General features: G+C 60.3%; 13 protein-coding genes. 5 read left to right on the forward strand and 8 right to left on the reverse strand.

Annotation, left to right across the window (positions count from 1 at the left end; genetic code table 11):
- From ABJF10_RS00005 to uca, 5 genes are all read left to right on the forward strand, one after another.
- The coding region (locus ABJF10_RS00005; protein WP_348542444.1) for a hypothetical protein at window positions 1-318 on the forward strand (318 nt) is incomplete at its 5' end.
- Between the two features lie 85 nt (window positions 319-403).
- Window positions 404-844: a nickel-responsive transcriptional regulator NikR gene (gene nikR / locus ABJF10_RS00010; protein WP_348542445.1), complete on the forward strand. Its 441-nt coding sequence runs from the start codon at window positions 404-406 to the stop codon at window positions 842-844.
- A gap of 3 nt (window positions 845-847) precedes the next feature.
- Entirely contained in the window at window positions 848-1573 is a 726-nt protein-coding gene (locus ABJF10_RS00015; protein WP_348542446.1) for an urea amidolyase associated protein UAAP1, read from the forward strand.
- Window positions 1570-2205 carry an urea amidolyase associated protein UAAP2 gene (locus ABJF10_RS00020; RefSeq protein ID WP_348542447.1) on the forward strand — a complete coding sequence of 212 codons (636 nt, stop codon included), beginning with the start codon at window positions 1570-1572 and terminating at the stop codon, window positions 2203-2205. Before ABJF10_RS00015 ends, ABJF10_RS00020 begins: the two co-directional genes overlap by 4 nt.
- Before the next feature lie 22 nt (window positions 2206-2227).
- The gene (gene uca / locus ABJF10_RS00025; protein WP_348542448.1) at window positions 2228-5830 is read left to right on the forward strand and encodes an urea carboxylase; all 3603 of its coding nucleotides are present in this window, start codon (window positions 2228-2230) and stop codon (window positions 5828-5830) included.
- An 80-nt stretch (window positions 5831-5910) separates the two neighbouring features.
- On the opposite strand, the gene ABJF10_RS00030 is transcribed toward uca, so the two are convergent.
- The 8 genes from ABJF10_RS00030 to ABJF10_RS00065 all read right to left on the reverse strand — a co-directional run bounded on the left by ABJF10_RS00030 (window position 5911) and on the right by ABJF10_RS00065 (window position 16384).
- Entirely contained in the window at window positions 5911-6867 is a 957-nt protein-coding gene (locus tag ABJF10_RS00030; RefSeq protein WP_348542449.1) for an ATP-binding cassette domain-containing protein, read from the reverse strand.
- Window position 6868: 1 nt separating this feature from the next.
- A complete protein-coding gene (gene urtD / locus ABJF10_RS00035) occupies window positions 6869-7648 on the reverse strand; it encodes an urea ABC transporter ATP-binding protein UrtD (RefSeq protein WP_348542450.1) in 780 nt (259 codons plus the stop codon).
- 4 nt (window positions 7649-7652) lie between these two features.
- Window positions 7653-8822, reverse strand: coding sequence for an urea ABC transporter permease subunit UrtC (gene urtC / locus ABJF10_RS00040; RefSeq protein WP_348542451.1), 1170 nt, complete (start codon window positions 8820-8822; stop codon window positions 7653-7655).
- 76 nt (window positions 8823-8898) lie between these two features.
- Complete coding sequence (gene urtB, locus ABJF10_RS00045) at window positions 8899-10656, reverse strand: urea ABC transporter permease subunit UrtB (protein ID WP_348542452.1); 1758 nt, start codon at window positions 10654-10656, stop codon at window positions 8899-8901.
- A gap of 120 nt (window positions 10657-10776) precedes the next feature.
- Entirely contained in the window at window positions 10777-12048 is a 1272-nt protein-coding gene (gene urtA, locus ABJF10_RS00050) for an urea ABC transporter substrate-binding protein (protein ID WP_348542453.1), read from the reverse strand.
- Window positions 12049-12310: 262 nt separating this feature from the next.
- Window positions 12311-13195 (reverse strand): hypothetical protein, encoded by an 885-nt coding sequence (locus ABJF10_RS00055; RefSeq protein ID WP_348542454.1) that lies wholly within the window; start codon window positions 13193-13195, stop codon window positions 12311-12313.
- A gap of 386 nt (window positions 13196-13581) precedes the next feature.
- On the reverse strand, window positions 13582-15519 hold the full coding sequence (locus ABJF10_RS00060) for a helicase C-terminal domain-containing protein (protein WP_348542516.1): 1938 nt from the start codon (window positions 15517-15519) through the stop codon (window positions 13582-13584).
- A complete protein-coding gene (locus ABJF10_RS00065; protein ID WP_348542455.1) occupies window positions 15413-16384 on the reverse strand; it encodes a hypothetical protein in 972 nt (323 codons plus the stop codon). The genes ABJF10_RS00060 and ABJF10_RS00065 overlap by 107 nt, the downstream gene beginning before the upstream one ends.
- Window positions 16385-16396: the final 12 nt, after the last annotated feature.

Below are 16396 nucleotides of genomic sequence, written 5' to 3' on the forward strand. Positions count from 1 at the left end.
AGTTCGGGAAAAGCGTTGGACAGGCCACCCGCCCCCACGTCATGGATTGCCAGAGCACAGGTGCGCTCATGGCTGGTGAAGAAAAATGGCGATGGTCACGTGATGGCAGAGCTTCTGCCGGGGCGCGGGCTATGCAGCCTCCATGCCATGGAGCGTGAAGTTGTGGCGAATTCCGCCAAGCCGCTGAAAATCAGGCGCAAACGTCGATACGGGCTCGGCGCGCAGCGTTATTACGATGAGGGCAATTCCTCACACTTTGCGCAAAACCAAGCAGCGAAATTGGCTAAATTCCGCCGAATTGCGGTGGTGAAAGTATGAGGAAAACCAGAAAAAGTAATACTTCCTCTCGACACGCTTTGGCTCGCACGCTACCTGCTCGCCGCACCACTCGCTGTCTTTCCCAATGGCCCGACCTCGCAAGAAAAACAACGCCGCCCGCATCAGTATTTCCCTGCCCGTTGCGCTCTTCGATGAGCTCGACGAGATGGTGGTCGAGCGTGGCTACGCCAGCCGCTCCGAGGCGATCTCGAAAATGATCAGCGAGCAACTGGTCAATCACCAGCATCAGCTCGGCAAGGAGATCATGGCCGGCACCATCACGCTCACCTACGACCACTCCAAGCCGGGCCTGCAGAGCCGGCTGATGAAGATCCAGCACAAGTACCTCAAGGAGATCATCTCCTCGCAGCATGTGCATCTCGAGAATCATCACAGCCTGGAAGTGCTGCTCGTGCAGGGCCCCGGGGTCCGCCTGAAGGCCATCGCCAGCGAGCTCATCGTTTGCAAGGGAGTGAAACACGGCTGCCTCAATGTGAGTTCCAACATCCTGCCGCCCATCTATTGATCCATGTCGCTTATCGATTCGTCTCTCATCCGCTTTGAAGAGGTCGTTCCGCCGGGTTCGAATTGGTCCCACGTCCTCAAGCGCGGCACTACCCTGCGCATCACCGACACCACTGGTGACGCCAATGTGGCCGTGCTGCTTTACAATTTCGAACTGCTCAGCGAGCGCTTGAATCTCCCCGACACGCTCAAGTGCCAGCACACCGCCCGCCTCACCAAAGGGCACTGTCTCTATTCCGACATGGGCCGCATCCTCATCTCCATCACGGAAGACACTTGTGGCTGGCACGATCCGCTGTCCGGTTGGTCTACGGCGAAGATCGTCGAGCAGAAGTACGGGGCGAAAACCTACCAGGAAGCCCGCAACGACTGGCACCGTAACGCGCATGACAACTTTGTCACCGAACTCGGCAAGTACGGGATGGACGAGCGCGATCTCGCGATGAACGTGAATTTCTTCAGCAAAGTGTCGGTGAGTGGCGAAGGCCGGCTCACCTATGTTCCGGACAATTCCCGCGGCGGCGCCTACGTCGATCTGCGGTCGGAAATGAATGCGCTGGTGATTCTCAACACCTGCATTCACCCGCTGGATACGTCGCCGACTTACTCGCCGCAGCCCGTCAAGCTCACGGTCTGGACGTCGCCTTCGCCGGCGCCGGACGATCTCTGCCGCAATTCACGTCCCGAGAATCAACGCGGTTTTACACTCACCGAACGCTACTTTCTATGAGTACTCTCACCGAAAGCGCCCACGATCCCGCAGCGGCCATTTACGACTTCAAGCTGCTGGCAGGCGATCCGTGGATCCATGTCATTCAGCGCGGCCAGACCCTCCGCATCGTCGATCTTGAGGGCAATCAGGCGGCGGACACGCTGTTCTTCAATGCCCACGATCCGATCGATCGTTACAGTGCCCAGGACACGATTCGCGAGCAAGGCGGCCTGTATCTCACCGCCGGAACAAAGCTGATGTCCACCCGCGGCAATGTGCTCCTCACCATCACCGCCGATACCTGTGGTCGCCACGATACGCTCGGCGGCGCCTGTGCCTGCGAGAGCAACATGGTGCGCTATGCGATCGAGAAGCGCTTCATGCACGCCTGTCGTGACAGCTTCCTGCGTGGTGCCCGGCAGATGGGCCTCGGCAAGCGGGACATCGCGCACAACATCAATTTCTTCATGAATGTGCCGGTCACGCCCGATGGCGGCCTCACGTTCGCCGATGGCATCTCCGCGCCCGGGCGGTATGTGGAGATGCGCGCGGAAATGGATGTGATCTGCCTCATTTCCAACTGCCCGCAACTCAACAATCCATGCAACGGCTATAACCCTACACCGGTCCGCTTGCTCATTTGGGACTAATTAACACGAAGGGAAAACACGGATGTTTCAGAAAGTCCTGATCGCCAATCGCGGCGTGATCTCACGGCGCATTACGCGCACGCTCAAGAAGCTCGGCATCGGCAGCGTCGCCGTTTATTCGGAAGCCGACGCGCATTCGCTGCACGTGGTGGAAGCGGGCGATGCGGTCCTGCTCGGTCCGCCGCCGGTGACTGAAAGCTATTTGAAAGTGGAGCGCATTCTTCAGGCCGCCCGCGACACCGGCGCACAGGCGATTCACCCTGGCTACGGATTCCTCAGCGAAAACGCCGACTTCGCGGAAGCCTGCGAGAATGCGGGTCTCGCCTTCATCGGGCCCACTCCGGAGCAGATGCGGCGCTTCGGTCTCAAGCACACGGCCCGCGAGATTGCCGAGCAACACGGGGTCCCGCTGTGCCCAGGCACCGGCTTGCTCGCCAGTGTCGACGAAGCCCGCGTGGCCGCCGAGCGCATTGGCTTTCCCGTGATGCTCAAAAGCACCGCAGGCGGGGGAGGCATCGGCATGCGGGTTTGCTGGAATGCGGACGAACTCGCGGACGCGTTTGAATCCGTCGAGCGGTTGAGCCGCAGCAATTTCAAGGAATCCGGGATCTTCCTGGAAAGGTTCGTGGCGAATGCCCGGCACATCGAGGTGCAGATTTTCGGCGACGGCCAGGGTCGCGTGCTGGCGCTTGGCGAACGTGATTGTTCCGCGCAGCGTCGCAATCAGAAGGTGATCGAGGAAACTCCGGCGCCGGGCATCACGGAGGAACAGCGCGCTGGGCTCTTCGCGGCGGCCGTTCAACTCGGCGAGGCCGTGCAATATCGGTCTGCTGGCACGGTCGAGTTCGTCTTCGATGCCGACACCGGCGCTTATTATTTCCTGGAGGTAAATACCCGGCTGCAAGTCGAGCATGGCGTCACGGAAGAGTGCACGGGCGTTGATCTCGTCGAGTGGATGGTGCGCCTTGCGGCGGGCGATACCAGCTTCCTCGATACCTACGAGCATCAGCCCCGCGGTCACTCCATCCAGGTGCGCATCTACGCCGAGGATGCGAACAAGAATTTTCAGCCGAGCTGTGGCGTGCTCACCGAAGTCAGCTTCCACGCCAGCGCCCGGTGTGAGACGTGGGTGGAGGATGGCACGGAGGTCACGCCCTTCTACGATCCTATGCTGGCGAAGATCATCGTGCACGCTGCGGACCGCGCCGATGCCATCATGCGCATGCAAGCGGCCCTCGATGGCACGTCCTTCGGCGGGATCGAATCGAATCTCGAGTACCTCCGGCAAATCATCGCGACTCCGCTGTTTGCCGACGGCAAAATCATCACGCGTTCGCTCAGCGAGTTTCAGTACCGGCCACATTCCGTCGACGTGCTCGACGCCGGCGCCCAGACCACCGTGCAGGATTGGCCCGGGCGTATCGGATTCTGGAATGTCGGCGTGCCCCCTTCGGGGCCGATGGACCAACTCGCCTTCCGCTATGCCAACCGCCTGGTGAACAACGCGGAGTCGGCCGCGGGCTTGGAGATCATGATGACCGGCCCAACGCTGCGCTTCAACGTCGCGACGGAAATCGCCATCACCGGTGCGGACATGCAACCGGAACTGAACGGTATTCGCGCGTCGCGCTGGAAGGCGATCGCGGTGCAGGCCGGGGATGTCTTGCGGATGCGAGCGGTGGACGGTGCGGGAGCCCGCGCTTATCTCGCCGTGCGCGGCGGCCTGCAGGTGCCGCGTTATCTTGGAAGTCGCGCTACGTTTACGCTGGGCAATTTCGGTGGCCACGGTGGCCGCGCGCTGCGCCTCGGTGATGTCTTGCACATCGGTCCCAGCGAAGCGGCCTCCGGCATCGGTCTCGCCGTGCCGATCACCGTCGTACCGATCTACACCCATGCGTGGGAGATCGGTGTCATCTACGGGCCTCACGGGGCACCGGATTTTTTCACCGGTGAAGACATTGAAATGTTCTTCAGCACGGAGTGGAAGGTGCACTTCAATTCGAACCGCACGGGTGTGCGCCTCATCGGGCCGAAGCCGCAATGGGCGCGTGCAGATGGTGGGGAAGCGGGGTTGCATCCGTCGAACATTCACGACAATGCCTACGCGGTTGGGGCGATCGATTTCACCGGCGACATGCCGATCATCCTCGGCCCGGATGGCCCTAGCCTGGGCGGTTTCGTCTGCCCCGCGTGCATCGCGGAATGCGAGCTCTGGAAAATCGGGCAGCTCAAGCCGGGCGACACGGTGCGCTTCCACCGCATGCCGCTGGCCGAGGCCAACGCGCGGGAACGCGAGCAGGAGAGCGAGTTCAAGGTGTTGCTCGATCTGCCCGACACTCGACGCAAGGACTTCGATCAGACGGACGAGGACGCCGTGCAGTACCGCCTGCCCGAGGAACCCGGTCGCGTGGCCGTGTGCTATCGGCGGGCCAGCGACAAATATCTGCTCGTGGAGTACGGCCCCCTGGTCCTCGATCTCGCTTTGCGGTTCCGCGTCCATGCGCTCATGCAGTGGCTCGAGGCAAAACACATTCCCGGGATCGTCGACCTCACCCCGGGCATTCGTTCGCTCCAGATCCATTACGATTCGCTCAAGTTGCCGCTCGACGACTTGATGCAGACACTTCTGCATGCCGAATCCGTTCTTCCGGACCTCGAGAACATCGAAGTCCCTTCGCGCATTGTGCACCTGCCGCTTTCGTGGGATGACCCCTCGACGCGGCTGGCCATCGAGAAATACACGCAGACTGTCCGCTCCGATGCGCCTTGGTGCCCGAGCAACATCGAGTTTATCCGCCGGATCAATGGGCTCGCGGATATCGAGGAAGTGAAACGTATCGTCTTCGATGCGAGCTATCTCGTCCTCGGTCTGGGCGACGTTTATCTCGGGGCGCCGGTTGCGACTCCGCTTGATCCGCGGCAGCGGCTGGTCACCACGAAATACAACCCTGCGCGCACGTGGACGCCGCAGAATGCCGTCGGCATCGGCGGCGCCTACATGTGCATCTATGGCATGGAGGGACCGGGCGGCTATCAATTCGTCGGCCGCACCGTGCAGGTCTGGAATACCTATCGCGTGACCCGCGATTTCGCCGTTGGTAAACCGTGGCTCCTGCGCTTCTTCGATCAAGTGCGGTTCTATCCCGTGAGCGCCGATGAATTACTGCGCCTGCGGGAGGACTTTCTCGTAGGCAAATTTCAACTTCGTGTCGAGGAAACGACCTTCCGACTCAAGGACTACCAGGCCTTCCTGGCGGCCAACGCCGACTCCATCTCCGCCTTTCGCGCGACGCAGCGCCAGGCCTTCGCCGAGGAGCGCGAGCGTTGGAAGGCCGCGGGGCAGGACGTCGTCGCCACGGAAGCGGAATCCGCAGCCCCGGCGAGCGACATCGAACTGCCGCCCAATGGCCGTCTCGTCTCCGCGCACCTGCCCGGCAGTGTCTGGCAGGTGGTGGTGAAGGAAGGCGACCGCGTCAACGCGGGCGACAAGATCATCATTCTCGAGTCGATGAAGATGGAAACCGCGATCGCCGCGCCGGTGGCCGGGCGTATCGAGAAGATCCTCGTTACCCCTGGAAAGACCGTCGAAGCCGGCCAGGCTCTGGCGGTGATGGTGGAGGATTAATCCGCTTGGTGGCGAGGCTCCATTGGCTCCATTGGCTCCATTGCGGAATTTGGCCTTTTATTCCGCTTTTTCCCTCATTTCTACACTGTCAGATACTTCTTCACCACGTCGTCCGTCAGCGCATCCACGGTTCCCGCGCAGACGACGGCGCCGCGGTCCATGATCGCAAAGGTATCCGCCAGCTCCTTGCAGAAATCGAGGTACTGCTCGACGAGCAAGATGCTCATCTTCGCCTCGCCGTGGAGTTGCTTGAGTGCGCTGCCGATTTCGTCACCGAGATTGGTGCCGGTCGGCTGGGCCTTGCGCAACGCCTCGATGCACTCCGCAAAACGATTGAAGAGCGCGGGATGTTTTTCGATGCCTTCCTTCAATAAGACGGTGGCCGTCTCCGCCGCTTCGTCGAGCAACGGCGATTTCGGAACGCTCTCGTCTTCCTTCGCCTTCTTGATCGTCTGGCTCATCGTGGCCAGCAGCCCCGCCTCGTTGTGATGACCACCGCGGCGGAGGAGCTTAATGGCCTCGCCGATCTGGTCGATGATGTTCGGCTGAATGCCTTCCGTCGGCTCGTCGAGGATGAGGATCTTCGGCTCCGTGAGCAGCGCGCGCCCGATCGCCAGTTGTTGCTGCTGGCCGCCGGAGAGCATGCCGCCTTTGCGGGGCAGGAACTCCTTGAGAATCGGGAAGAGGGAAAACACCCGATCGAGGCTGCCGTTGGTCTTCCGGCCGAGGGCGATCGCGCCGATGTGCAGGTTTTCCTCGACCGTGAGTTGTGGGAAAATGTCGCGCCCTTGCGGGACATAGCCGATGCCGGCCGCGGCCCGGGCCTCGCTGGAGAGCTTCGTGATGTCTTTCCCGGCAAGGGTGATCTTGCCCGCGCTGGGTTTCATGACCCCCGTGATGCTGCGCAGCGTGCTCGTCTTGCCCACGCCGTTGCGTCCCATGAGGCAGAAACATTGGTTGTCGGGCACTTCAAATTCCACACCTCGCAGGATGCGGCTGCCGCCGATGGAGAGTTCGAGAGATTGGACGGTAAGCATGTTAGTTATTGCGCTTTTTGCGGCCGAGATAGACGTCGAGCACGCGTTCGTCGTTCTGCACTTCATCCACGCCGCCTTCGCAGAGCACCGAGCCTTGATGAAGCACGGTCACTTTCCGGCCCTCGGCGATCTGGCGGACGAAGACCATGTCGTGCTCGATGACCACGATGGTGTGCTTGCCGGCGAGCGACAGGAGCAGTTCGCCGGTCTTGTGGGTCTCCGTGTCAGTCATGCCGGCGGCGGGTTCATCCACGAGCAAGAGTTTCGCGTTCTGCGCGAGCAGCATGCCGATCTCCAGCCATTGTTTTTGGCCGTGGGCGAGCGCGCCAGCCTTCCAATCGCGTTGCGAGACAAGATTGATCGTCTTCAGAATCTCATCCATCCGGTCGCGTTCTCCGCTGTTCGGGCGGTGAAAGAGGGATTTCCACACGCCACGACTGCCTTCGAGGCTGAGCAGGAGGTTTTCCCACACACTGTGGTCGGTGTAGACCGTCGGCGTCTGGAATTTCCGCCCGATGCCGAGCCGATAAATCTCGTACTCGTTCATCCTCGGGATGCTGTAGGTGCCCTCGAATTCAATCGTGCCCGTGTCCGGCTTGGTGCGCCCCGTGATCAAATCGAGAAAGCTCGTTTTTCCGGCGCCGTTCGGCCCGATGACTGTGCGCAGTTCACCGGGATCGAGATAGAAGTTCAGGTTGTTGATCGCCTTGAATCCGCTGAACGATTTGTTCACCCCTTCGGCGGCCAGCAGGAACTGCTTTTGCGTGCTTTCGATCTTCATGGGCTTACTTCGAAGGGGTGCCGACAGTTTCTGGCACCGGGGTGGGCTCGGCTTCCGGCACGGCGACGATATCCCGTGTGGGATCGAGCTTTGGCTTAAAAAGGAAATTCCAAACCTGGAGGACCAGCCCGTAGATCCCCTTGGGCAGGAAGAGCACGATCAGGATGAACATCACGCCGAGGATGATGAGCCAGTAATCGGGGTAGCTCGTGGTGGCCCAGCTCTTCAGCCGGTTCACGAAGATCGCGCCGATGATCGGGCCAATAATCGTGCCGCGTCCGCCGACCGCGCACCAGACCACCGCTTCGAGCGATTTGTCGGTGGCGAGTTCGCCCGGGTTGATGATGCCGACCTGCGGAACGTAAAGCGCGCCGCCGAGGGCCGCGACGGAGGAGGCGATGACGAAGATGAACAGCTTGTAGTTAGCGGCCGCATAGCCGGAGAACAGGACGCGCGTTTCCGAGTCGCGAATGGCCCGCTGGACGAGGCCGAACTTCGTTGTCGTGAGCCAGCGCGAGAAGGCGTACACGCCCACCAGGACCGCTGCCGTGGCGATGTACAGACCGCGCTGGGTGGCGGGTTCGCGAAGGTTATAGCCCAGGATGCGCTTGAAGTCGGTGAAGCCGTTGTTGCCACCCATGGTCACATCGTTCTGCAACAGAAAGATGTAGGCCGCGTAGGTGAGGGCCTGGGTGAGGATGGAGAAATAGACGCCCTTGATGCGGGAGCGGAAGGCGAAGAAACCAAAGATCAAGGCTAGTAACCCGGGAATGGCCACGACCATCATCACGGCAAATGGGAAGGAATAAAACGGCCGCCAGAAGGAGGGCAGGAAGGTGTGGCCGAGGAAGACCATGAAATCCGGCAACAGGTTCGGGTTGTTACCGGATTTGTAGTACTGGCCGTCCTGGCCGATCATCAGCATGAGATTCATGCCGAGCATGTAACCGCCGAGAGAGAAGAAGAGCGCCTGGCCGAGGCTAAGGAGACCGGTGTAACCCCAGAGCAGGTCGACCGAGATGGCGAGCAGGCCGTAGCAGAGATACTTGCCCCACACGTTGATCGTGTAGTCGGCGACCATGCCCGAGGCATTGAGCAAGGGGAAGCCGACAACCAGGAAGAGGGCGATGATCGTGGCCACCGCGAGCTCGATCTTGGAGATATTGCGTTTCATTGGTCAAAAGAAAGAGAACGTCCAACAAGAGTGAGTCTGCGCAGCGGATTCTGCCATTGGGTGTTAATCGTCATCGTCATCCTTCCAAGCTCCGGCTCTTGGTGACAAAAATGCCCGCCGGGCGCCACTGCAGGAAGAGGATGATGCCGACCAGCACGAGGATTTTACCGAGCACGGGATTCAGCAGGATCTGCTGCAGGCTCTGGTCGATGAGGCCGATGCCCAGGGCGCTGATGACCGTGCCGAGGAGATTGCCGACGCCGCCGACGACGACCGTCATGAAGGCGTTGACGATGTAGTCCTGTCCGAGGCTCGGACCCACGTTGCCGATCTGGCTCAGAAAAGCTCCAGCCAAGCCTGCCAGCCCGGCGCCGAAGGCGAAGGTCAGCATATTGACTTGCTGGGTCTTCACGCCCATGCAAGCGGCCATCTGGCGGTTCTGGGTCACGGCGCGAATCAGCAAGCCCACCGGCGTTTTGGTAAGGAGCAGGTGTGTGCCGATGATGATGAAGATGGCGAAGCAAATGACGAAGACGCGGTTCCAGCCAAGGATGACGTCGAAGACCGTCCAGTTGCCGCTGAGGTAAGCCGGGCTGTAGACTTGGACGTTGTTCGCCCCGAAGGTGAGGCGAAACATTTGCTGCAGGACGAGGGACACGCCCCAGGTGGCGAGGAGGCTTTCCAGCGGCCGGCGGTACAGGAACCGGATAACGCAGCGCTCCAGCAGGATTCCGACGAGAGCGGCCACCAGGAAGCTCATGGGTAGCGCGACGAGAAAGTAAGCGTCCAGCTTGTTCCCCGAGAGGTTCATACCCGAGAAGCGCAACGTGATGGGCTGGAAGAAAAAAGTGGGAATTTGCATCACCACCCCTGTGGCGAACAGTCCCTGGATGACGTAGGTCGTGTAGGCGCCGACCGCGATCAGCTCGCCGTGCGCCATATTGATCACGCCCATCAAGCCGAAGGTGATGGCGAGGCCAAGGGCGGCCACCAGAAGAATGGAGCCGAGCGACAGGCCGCGGAAAGCGGTGCCGATGGCATTGACGGTAGTAAGATGGCTGGCGATGGCCGCCTCGGCCACCTTGGCCGCTTTCACCACTTCCGGCTTTCCCGCGCTATCCGCGATGAGTTGTTTCAGAAAATCACGGCTCGGAATCGAGCCCATCTCGCCGAGCGCCTTCGCCGCCGCGATCTGCACCTCCGGGTTCTCGTCCTTGAGCTGCATCAGCGCCACTGCTTCGCTCAAGGCTCGTTTCACTTTTCCTTCCTTCTCCGTCTGCTGGAGCTTGAGCAACTGCGGCAGCTTTTCCGTCTCCTGCGACATGCCCAGGGTCACGATTGCCTGCATCCGTTTATCGGGATTGGGATCGGTCAGCGAAAGCAAATCGAGCACGCCCTTCATCGTGGCGCGCAGGTTCGAATCGTGCTCCGCCGCGTCCAGATCGCTCGCCACCAATCGCACCGGTTTTCCGTCCTGGTCCACCAATGGCTTGCCGTCATCCACGCGCACCGCCGCCTGCTTGTCATCCGCATCTTTTCCTTCCAACAGCGTCACCGGCACCTTGTGGTCGTCATCGATCTTGTAGAGAAAAATAGCGTCCGCCTTCCACGTCGCCAGCAACACCGGGATGCTTTCGTCCGTCTGTCCCACCAGGCTGTTGATCAGCGCGGTCTTCTTGTCTCCATCTTCCTCGAGGATCGCCTTCGCGATCGTCTGCCGCGCGGTGTCGGCTCCGCGGAGCGGAATTACGGCGAGCAAACTGCAGATGGCCCAAGCCAGCAGGCGTAGCGAGGCCCGCAGGGGTTTTGTCGGCAGAGTGGAAGGCGATGTCATGGTTCTTGGTTCTGGTCAGCGAAAATGAAAGAGGGGCGGGGCCGCACTGGTGGCACCCGCCCCTCCAACCCAAACCCAAAAGGATTAGGTAATGAATGGTCGTGTGTGGCGCCGTCCGGCTTACTTCTTGGCCTCCTTCGCCTTGAAGGTGCCCTTCAGGAAGGGCTCGCCGAACACGTCCTTGTATTCCTTCAGAATCTTGAACTGGCCGTCCGCCTTCGTCTCCCCGATGAAGACGTTCTTGGTGAGGTGGTGATTCTTCTGCGTCGTCACCTTGCCGCCGGGCCCGTCGAAGCTCAGGCCGCTTTCCAGCGCCGCCACGACTTTCTCCACTTCGAAGCTCTTGGCCTTCTCGACGGCTGCCTTCCAGAGGTAGACGCCATCATAGCTCAACACCATCGGCGAGCAGGTCACGCGGCCTTCCTTCACGATGCCGGGCACGGTGCTCTTCTTGAGCCACGCCTGGAAATCAGCCACGAACTTCTTATTCGCGGGCGACTTGATCGACATGAAGTAGGTCCAGCAACCGAGCTGGCCGACGAGTTGCTTGGCCGGGAGGCCGCGGAATTCGTCTTCCGAGATCGAGAACGAGCACACCGGGCAGGTTTCCGCCGTGAGGCCGGCCGCCGCGTATTCCTTGAAGAACGGGACGTTGGTGTCGCCGTTGAGCGTATTGATCACGCAAGCCTTGCCGCCCGCGGCGAACTGCTTGATTTCCGCCACGATCTGCTGGTAGTCGGTGTGGCCGAAGGGCGTGTACTTGCCGGCCGAGATGATCTTGCCGGATTCGTCCTTCTTGAAGCCGCCGCCGATGTTTTCGAGCGGCACGCCTTTGGAGAGGAGATACTCGAGGAGCACGAGGTTCGTGGTCTGCGGATAAACGTAGTCGCTACCGAGGAGGTAGAACTTCTTCTTGCCTTGGGCGAGGAGATAGTCGACCGCCGGCGTGGCCTGCTGGTTGACGGCTTCGGCCGTGTAGAAAATGTTTTTGGAGAGTTCTTCGCCCTCGTACTGCACGGGGTAGAAGAGCAGGCCATTGTCCTTTTCGAAGACCGGGAGCACCGACTTGCGGCTCACCGAGGTCCAGCAACCGAAGGTCACCGCGACTTTGTCTTCTTCCAGGAGCTGCTTGGCCTTTTCGGCGAAGAGCGGCCAGTTCGACGCGCCGTCGACGACGACGGGCTCGATCTTCTTGCCCATCACGCCACCCTTGGCGTTGATTTCGTCGAAGGTGAAGAGGAGGACGTCACGAAGCGAAGTCTCCGAGATGGCCATCGTGCCGCTCAGCGAATGCAAGACACCTACCTTGACGGTGTCTTCCGCACGTACGGAGAGGCTAAGAGAGGTCGCGCCCATGAGCAGGGCGAGCCCGAGTGATTTGAGAAGTTTCATTTGTTTGGTGTTGTGTGGTTTCTGACTTTGCTCTCGCGTAGAGAAACACCAAACAGGGGAGCCCGCGCGGCGCTGGTGCAGGGAGGGGAAGCGCCGATTGGGCGGAAAGCGTGATACCCAGAGTTGGGTCGCTTGCATGCCGTGGAAAGAACAGGTTTTTGAGGCCCCTTCGCGCCCTATGACGCGCTCTCTTTTTGGGCCTCGCGGACTCCTCCGGGCCGAAGCCCGGAGGAGCCGCAAGAGAGACCGAAAGGTCTGAACCTTAGAAGGTCAGGCCGACTGCGCCTTGAAAGACGTGCTGACTGCGGTGGCCAGTATTCGTGGCATCCGCAACTTCAACACCAAGGTGGTAGTAGGTGTAGCCACCCGAGAACGTCCACTTGCCGTAGCATTCAGGAATGAAGCTCAGCGGGATGGAGAGTTGGCAACCGCCAGCAACGTACCCGAAGGTGTCGCTCGCGTAGAAGCCTTCGCTGCCCAAACCGACCGTGATCGGGAAGGTGATGGCCACAGGGCCGGCGGCGAAGCCAGGGGCGATGCCCGCTTCGTAGTAGTTGCCATTCGGACCGAGGCCAGCGACGCCGGGCGCGGTGATTTCGCGCAGGTAGGTCACGTGCGGGTGCAACGCGAACTTGCCGAGCAGATCCGTGTCGTCATACGCCAGGTTGAAGTTCAAGCTGCGCGCGGTGTCGAACGAATCCGCAGGGGAGTCGAACTCGAAATAGCTCGCGGTGAACGTGAAGTTCTTGGCGAACGTGATGGCGATGCCGGGCGTGTAGTCGAACTCGTACCAGTTGCGGGTCGTCGAGGTGCTGCCATCCGGCTGCGGATGGGAGTGGATCGAGCTCCAGAGGCCGAGGTTCAGCGTCACCTTGTTGATGAAGCCGGTGCCCTCATACAGCTTGAAGTAGAGGTCGAGGTAGGGTTGAGCGATCACGCCCTGGTTTTCCAGGACGAGGCCGCGCGAGATGTAGGCCGAGACGAGAGTCACGCCAATATCGCCAGTGATGCACGATTCTTTGACTTGCTCTTTAATGTCCTTCGTTTCTTTCACGTCTTTGCCGTCATCGCCGGCGAAGCTCGTGGGAGCGAAACCGAAGGCGGCCAAGGTGAGCGCGCAGAACGCTGCGATGCTGTGTTTGGTCATGTTGGGTCTTTCTTGTAGTTTTCTTGGTTGGTTTAGGTGTCGCCTCACATCAGGGGTTGAGACTGTTGTTGGCGACGCGCGTTGCTAGCAAGCGCTCTGCCATGGTGCAATGGAAATATTCTGAACATTTTGCGGCATCGACTGTCAGGCAGGTCAGTTACTCTGTGGGAATGTGGGATTTACGCCCGAAAGTGCCAAATGATTTTTTTTCTCCGAATTCACACGCCCGACCCTCGGGAGTACCGGTGGCGGACAAAAAAAACCAAGGATTGCCGATATTTGGTCAATCCTCCGCACCCTGCATAACGCTTCATGGCAAACCACTTCCACCCGGTGCCCCTCGCTCCACCGCCATTCCATCTTCCATTTCCCATCGCCCATTCCCGTCACACAATCTCCACCGGGCATTTCGGCAACGCCCGCAGAAACGCCTGCCCGTAGCTCTTCGTCAGCACCCGGTTGTCCAGGATCACCACGATCCCCTCGTCGCTCTTCGTGCGGATCAGCCGCCCCACCCCCTGGCGCAGCTTCAGGATCGCCTCCGGCAGCGAATACTCCGCAAACGCATCGCCCCCGTTGGCTTCGATCAATTCCAGCCGCGCCTCGATCAACGGGTGATCCGGCACCGCAAAGGGCAAGCGCGTGATGATGACATTCGACAGCGCCTCGCCCGGCACGTCCACGCCCATCCAAAAGCTGTCCGTCCCGAAAAGCACGTGCCGCTCATCCCTCTTGAATTCCGCGATCAACCGATGCCGCGGCAATCCTTCCCCCTGCACCAGCAGCTTGTAATCCAGGTCGTCCAACCGCTCCCGCAGCGCCGAGGCGAGGTTCGACATCGCCTTGTAGCTGGTGAAAAGCACGAACGCCCGCCCCTTGCTCATCCCCACGAAGTGCTCGATCTGGTCCCCGAGCGCCGCCTCGTAGGCGGCGTCCCGCGGATCCGGCATCTTCCGGGTAATATAGAGCTTCATCTGCCGCTGGTAGTCGAAGGGGCTGCCGATCTGCCGCGCCTCCACCTCGTCCGCGCCCACCCGGTTGCGAAAATAGTTCAGCTCCGCAGTCCCCACGCTCAGCGTCGCGCTGGTCATCACACAGCACTTCCCCTCCGGGAAAAGCAGCGCTCGCAAATAAGCCGACACATCGATCGGCGCCGCGTGCAGCGCATGGAACTGCTGCGTCTTCCCGGTCTTCTCGATCCAGTAGACATGGTCGTCCGCCTCCTGCTTGAGGAAAGTCGCGATCGCACTGCGCGCATCGCGGATCCGCCGGCCGAGGTCCTGAAGCTCCGCCTTCGCGATGTCGTCCTCGATCCCGCGCAGCGTTTCCACCACCAGTTGCTGCAGCTTGGCCAGCGGCGCGGTCAGGGAGTCCGTCACGAAATCCGGCTGCCGCACCCGGAACTCGCGCCCCTTCTTGAAGTCCCCGCGTTCCCCGAGCTTGTCGAAGAACGTATCCACCTCCTCCAGCAGCGTCGCCGTCTCCTTCACCGCGTTCGGATTCCGGTGCACCTGGAACAGCCCCTTCTTCGTCTTCGGGTTGTACAGCCGCTGCAAGGCATAGCGCAGTCCATATTGGGATACGCCCAGCCCGATCTGCCGCGCCGCCACCTGCTCTACGGTATGCGCCTCGTCGAAGATCACGAAGTCGTTCGAAAATAGATACCCACTCTCGTTCTCCTCCTGCTCCGCGATCCCGCCCAGGTTCAGGAAAAAGAGCGTGTGATTCATCACCACCACGTCCGCCGTTAGCAACCGCTTCCGCGCCCTCTGGTAAAAGCACTTCGGGTTCTGCCCGCAGGATTTCGTCGTGCAGATGTGCTGCTCGCTGCACACCTGCGCCCACACCGCTGAATCCGGCTCCACGGAGAAATCCGACAGCGTCCCATCCTGTGTCGTCTGCGCCCATTCCCAGATCCGCGTCAGCTCGGCCTGCTCCGGCGAGGTGAAGAGCTCCTGCGCCTGCGCCACCGCCCGCTCCAGCCGCACCGGGCACAGGTAGTTCGCCCGCCCCTTCCAGAGCATCGCCTCGAATTCCACCGGCAGCACCTTCCGCACGATTGGGATGTCCTTATAGACGAGCTGCTCCTGCAAATTGATCGTATAGGTGGAAATCACCGCCTTCTTCTTCTTCTCCAGCGCCCACAACACCGCCGGCACCAGGTAGGCCAGCGACTTTCCCACGCCCGTCCCTGCTTCCACCACCAGGTGCCGCTGCTCACTCAGCGCCGCCGCCACCGCCACCGCCATCTCCTGCTGCTCCGGCCGGTATTCGAAGTTCTTCGCCTGCGCCAGCAGCCCCGTCTCCGAGAAAATCTCCCGCACGCGTTCGGGAAACGCGGTCGCGGCATTTTCGGGATCGAGGGAAATCATGAGCCGTCCATCTTTCCCCGTCGCGGCCCTTGCGGCAAGCGCGACCCTCAGTTTTGGTCAGGGTGCCGAATAATAGCTTGGTGCACGCCCATGTCTGAAGGTGCTCAAGAGAATACTTCTCCCGCAAAAAGGCGAGGATCGCGGATTCGTCGTCGCGAGCTAGGTCGCAGTCAGCGATCAAAACGCCACTGTCGCGCTCAAGCGCCCTTGGATCGTAGAGGCCATTTTTATGCAGGTCGAACAAATGCGATTTGCGAAAAGCGGCCTCCCGAAGAGAGACGGTGTTTACGCACAGCTGTAAGGAAAAATTGCTGCCCTCAAACAAAGAAAGCAAAATACCGTCCAAGCCATTACGATGTCGCCAAAACGAGCTTTCCCGAAAATAGAACGCTTCTGTTTTGTCGGGTTGGTCGGTGCTGAATAGTCCCTGCTGGCCGAAAATTGTCCGGCGAAATCTGTCTCGCAGATGTATCGCGTCTCTTCCGGTGCAATGAACCCAGAGGACGTGAAAGTATTGTGACTGCGGATCCCATGTCTTTATCTGCCCGTAACCCTCGCGGATTATGGTTCCCAACCTGTTCCGCGGTGAAAGCGGTATGGAACGTTCGAGTATCTGGCCGGATTGGAGTACGGCGGAATCTTCAGCCAATTCGTCGGGATCGTCGCCTTTGATCTTCAACTCCAGCGCATATCCTTCGCAATCCTTAGTGATGTGAAAATCTGGTGTTTGGGTTTCGTCGGTAGGTATATCGGTCACTCTAAAGCCGGAGTGTTCAAACCATTGCCGAATAATTGGCTTAAATTGCTCCTCGTTCACTCGATTGATTGA

It is taken from the genome of Chthoniobacter sp., from assembly GCF_040003245.1.
In the GTDB taxonomy this organism is placed as follows: domain Bacteria; phylum Verrucomicrobiota; class Verrucomicrobiia; order Chthoniobacterales; family Chthoniobacteraceae; genus Chthoniobacter.

What these genes read in the sequence shown, in the direction of transcription:
- urtA (WP_348542453.1), bottom strand. Translation starts at nt 12,048, where the DNA reads ATGAAACTTCTCAAATCACTCGGGCTCGCCCTGCTCATGGGCGCGACC.
- ABJF10_RS00015 (WP_348542446.1), top strand. Translation starts at nt 848, where the DNA reads ATGTCGCTTATCGATTCGTCTCTCATCCGCTTTGAAGAGGTCGTTCCG.
- nikR (WP_348542445.1), top strand. Translation starts at nt 404, where the DNA reads ATGGCCCGACCTCGCAAGAAAAACAACGCCGCCCGCATCAGTATTTCC.
- ABJF10_RS00020 (WP_348542447.1), top strand. Translation starts at nt 1,570, where the DNA reads ATGAGTACTCTCACCGAAAGCGCCCACGATCCCGCAGCGGCCATTTAC.
- ABJF10_RS00055 (WP_348542454.1), bottom strand. Translation starts at nt 13,195, where the DNA reads ATGACCAAACACAGCATCGCAGCGTTCTGCGCGCTCACCTTGGCCGCC.
- urtC (WP_348542451.1), bottom strand. Translation starts at nt 8,822, where the DNA reads ATGAAACGCAATATCTCCAAGATCGAGCTCGCGGTGGCCACGATCATC.
- uca (WP_348542448.1), top strand. Translation starts at nt 2,228, where the DNA reads ATGTTTCAGAAAGTCCTGATCGCCAATCGCGGCGTGATCTCACGGCGC.
- urtD (WP_348542450.1), bottom strand. Translation starts at nt 7,648, where the DNA reads ATGAAGATCGAAAGCACGCAAAAGCAGTTCCTGCTGGCCGCCGAAGGG.
- urtB (WP_348542452.1), bottom strand. Translation starts at nt 10,656, where the DNA reads ATGACATCGCCTTCCACTCTGCCGACAAAACCCCTGCGGGCCTCGCTA.
- ABJF10_RS00030 (WP_348542449.1), bottom strand. Translation starts at nt 6,867, where the DNA reads ATGCTTACCGTCCAATCTCTCGAACTCTCCATCGGCGGCAGCCGCATC.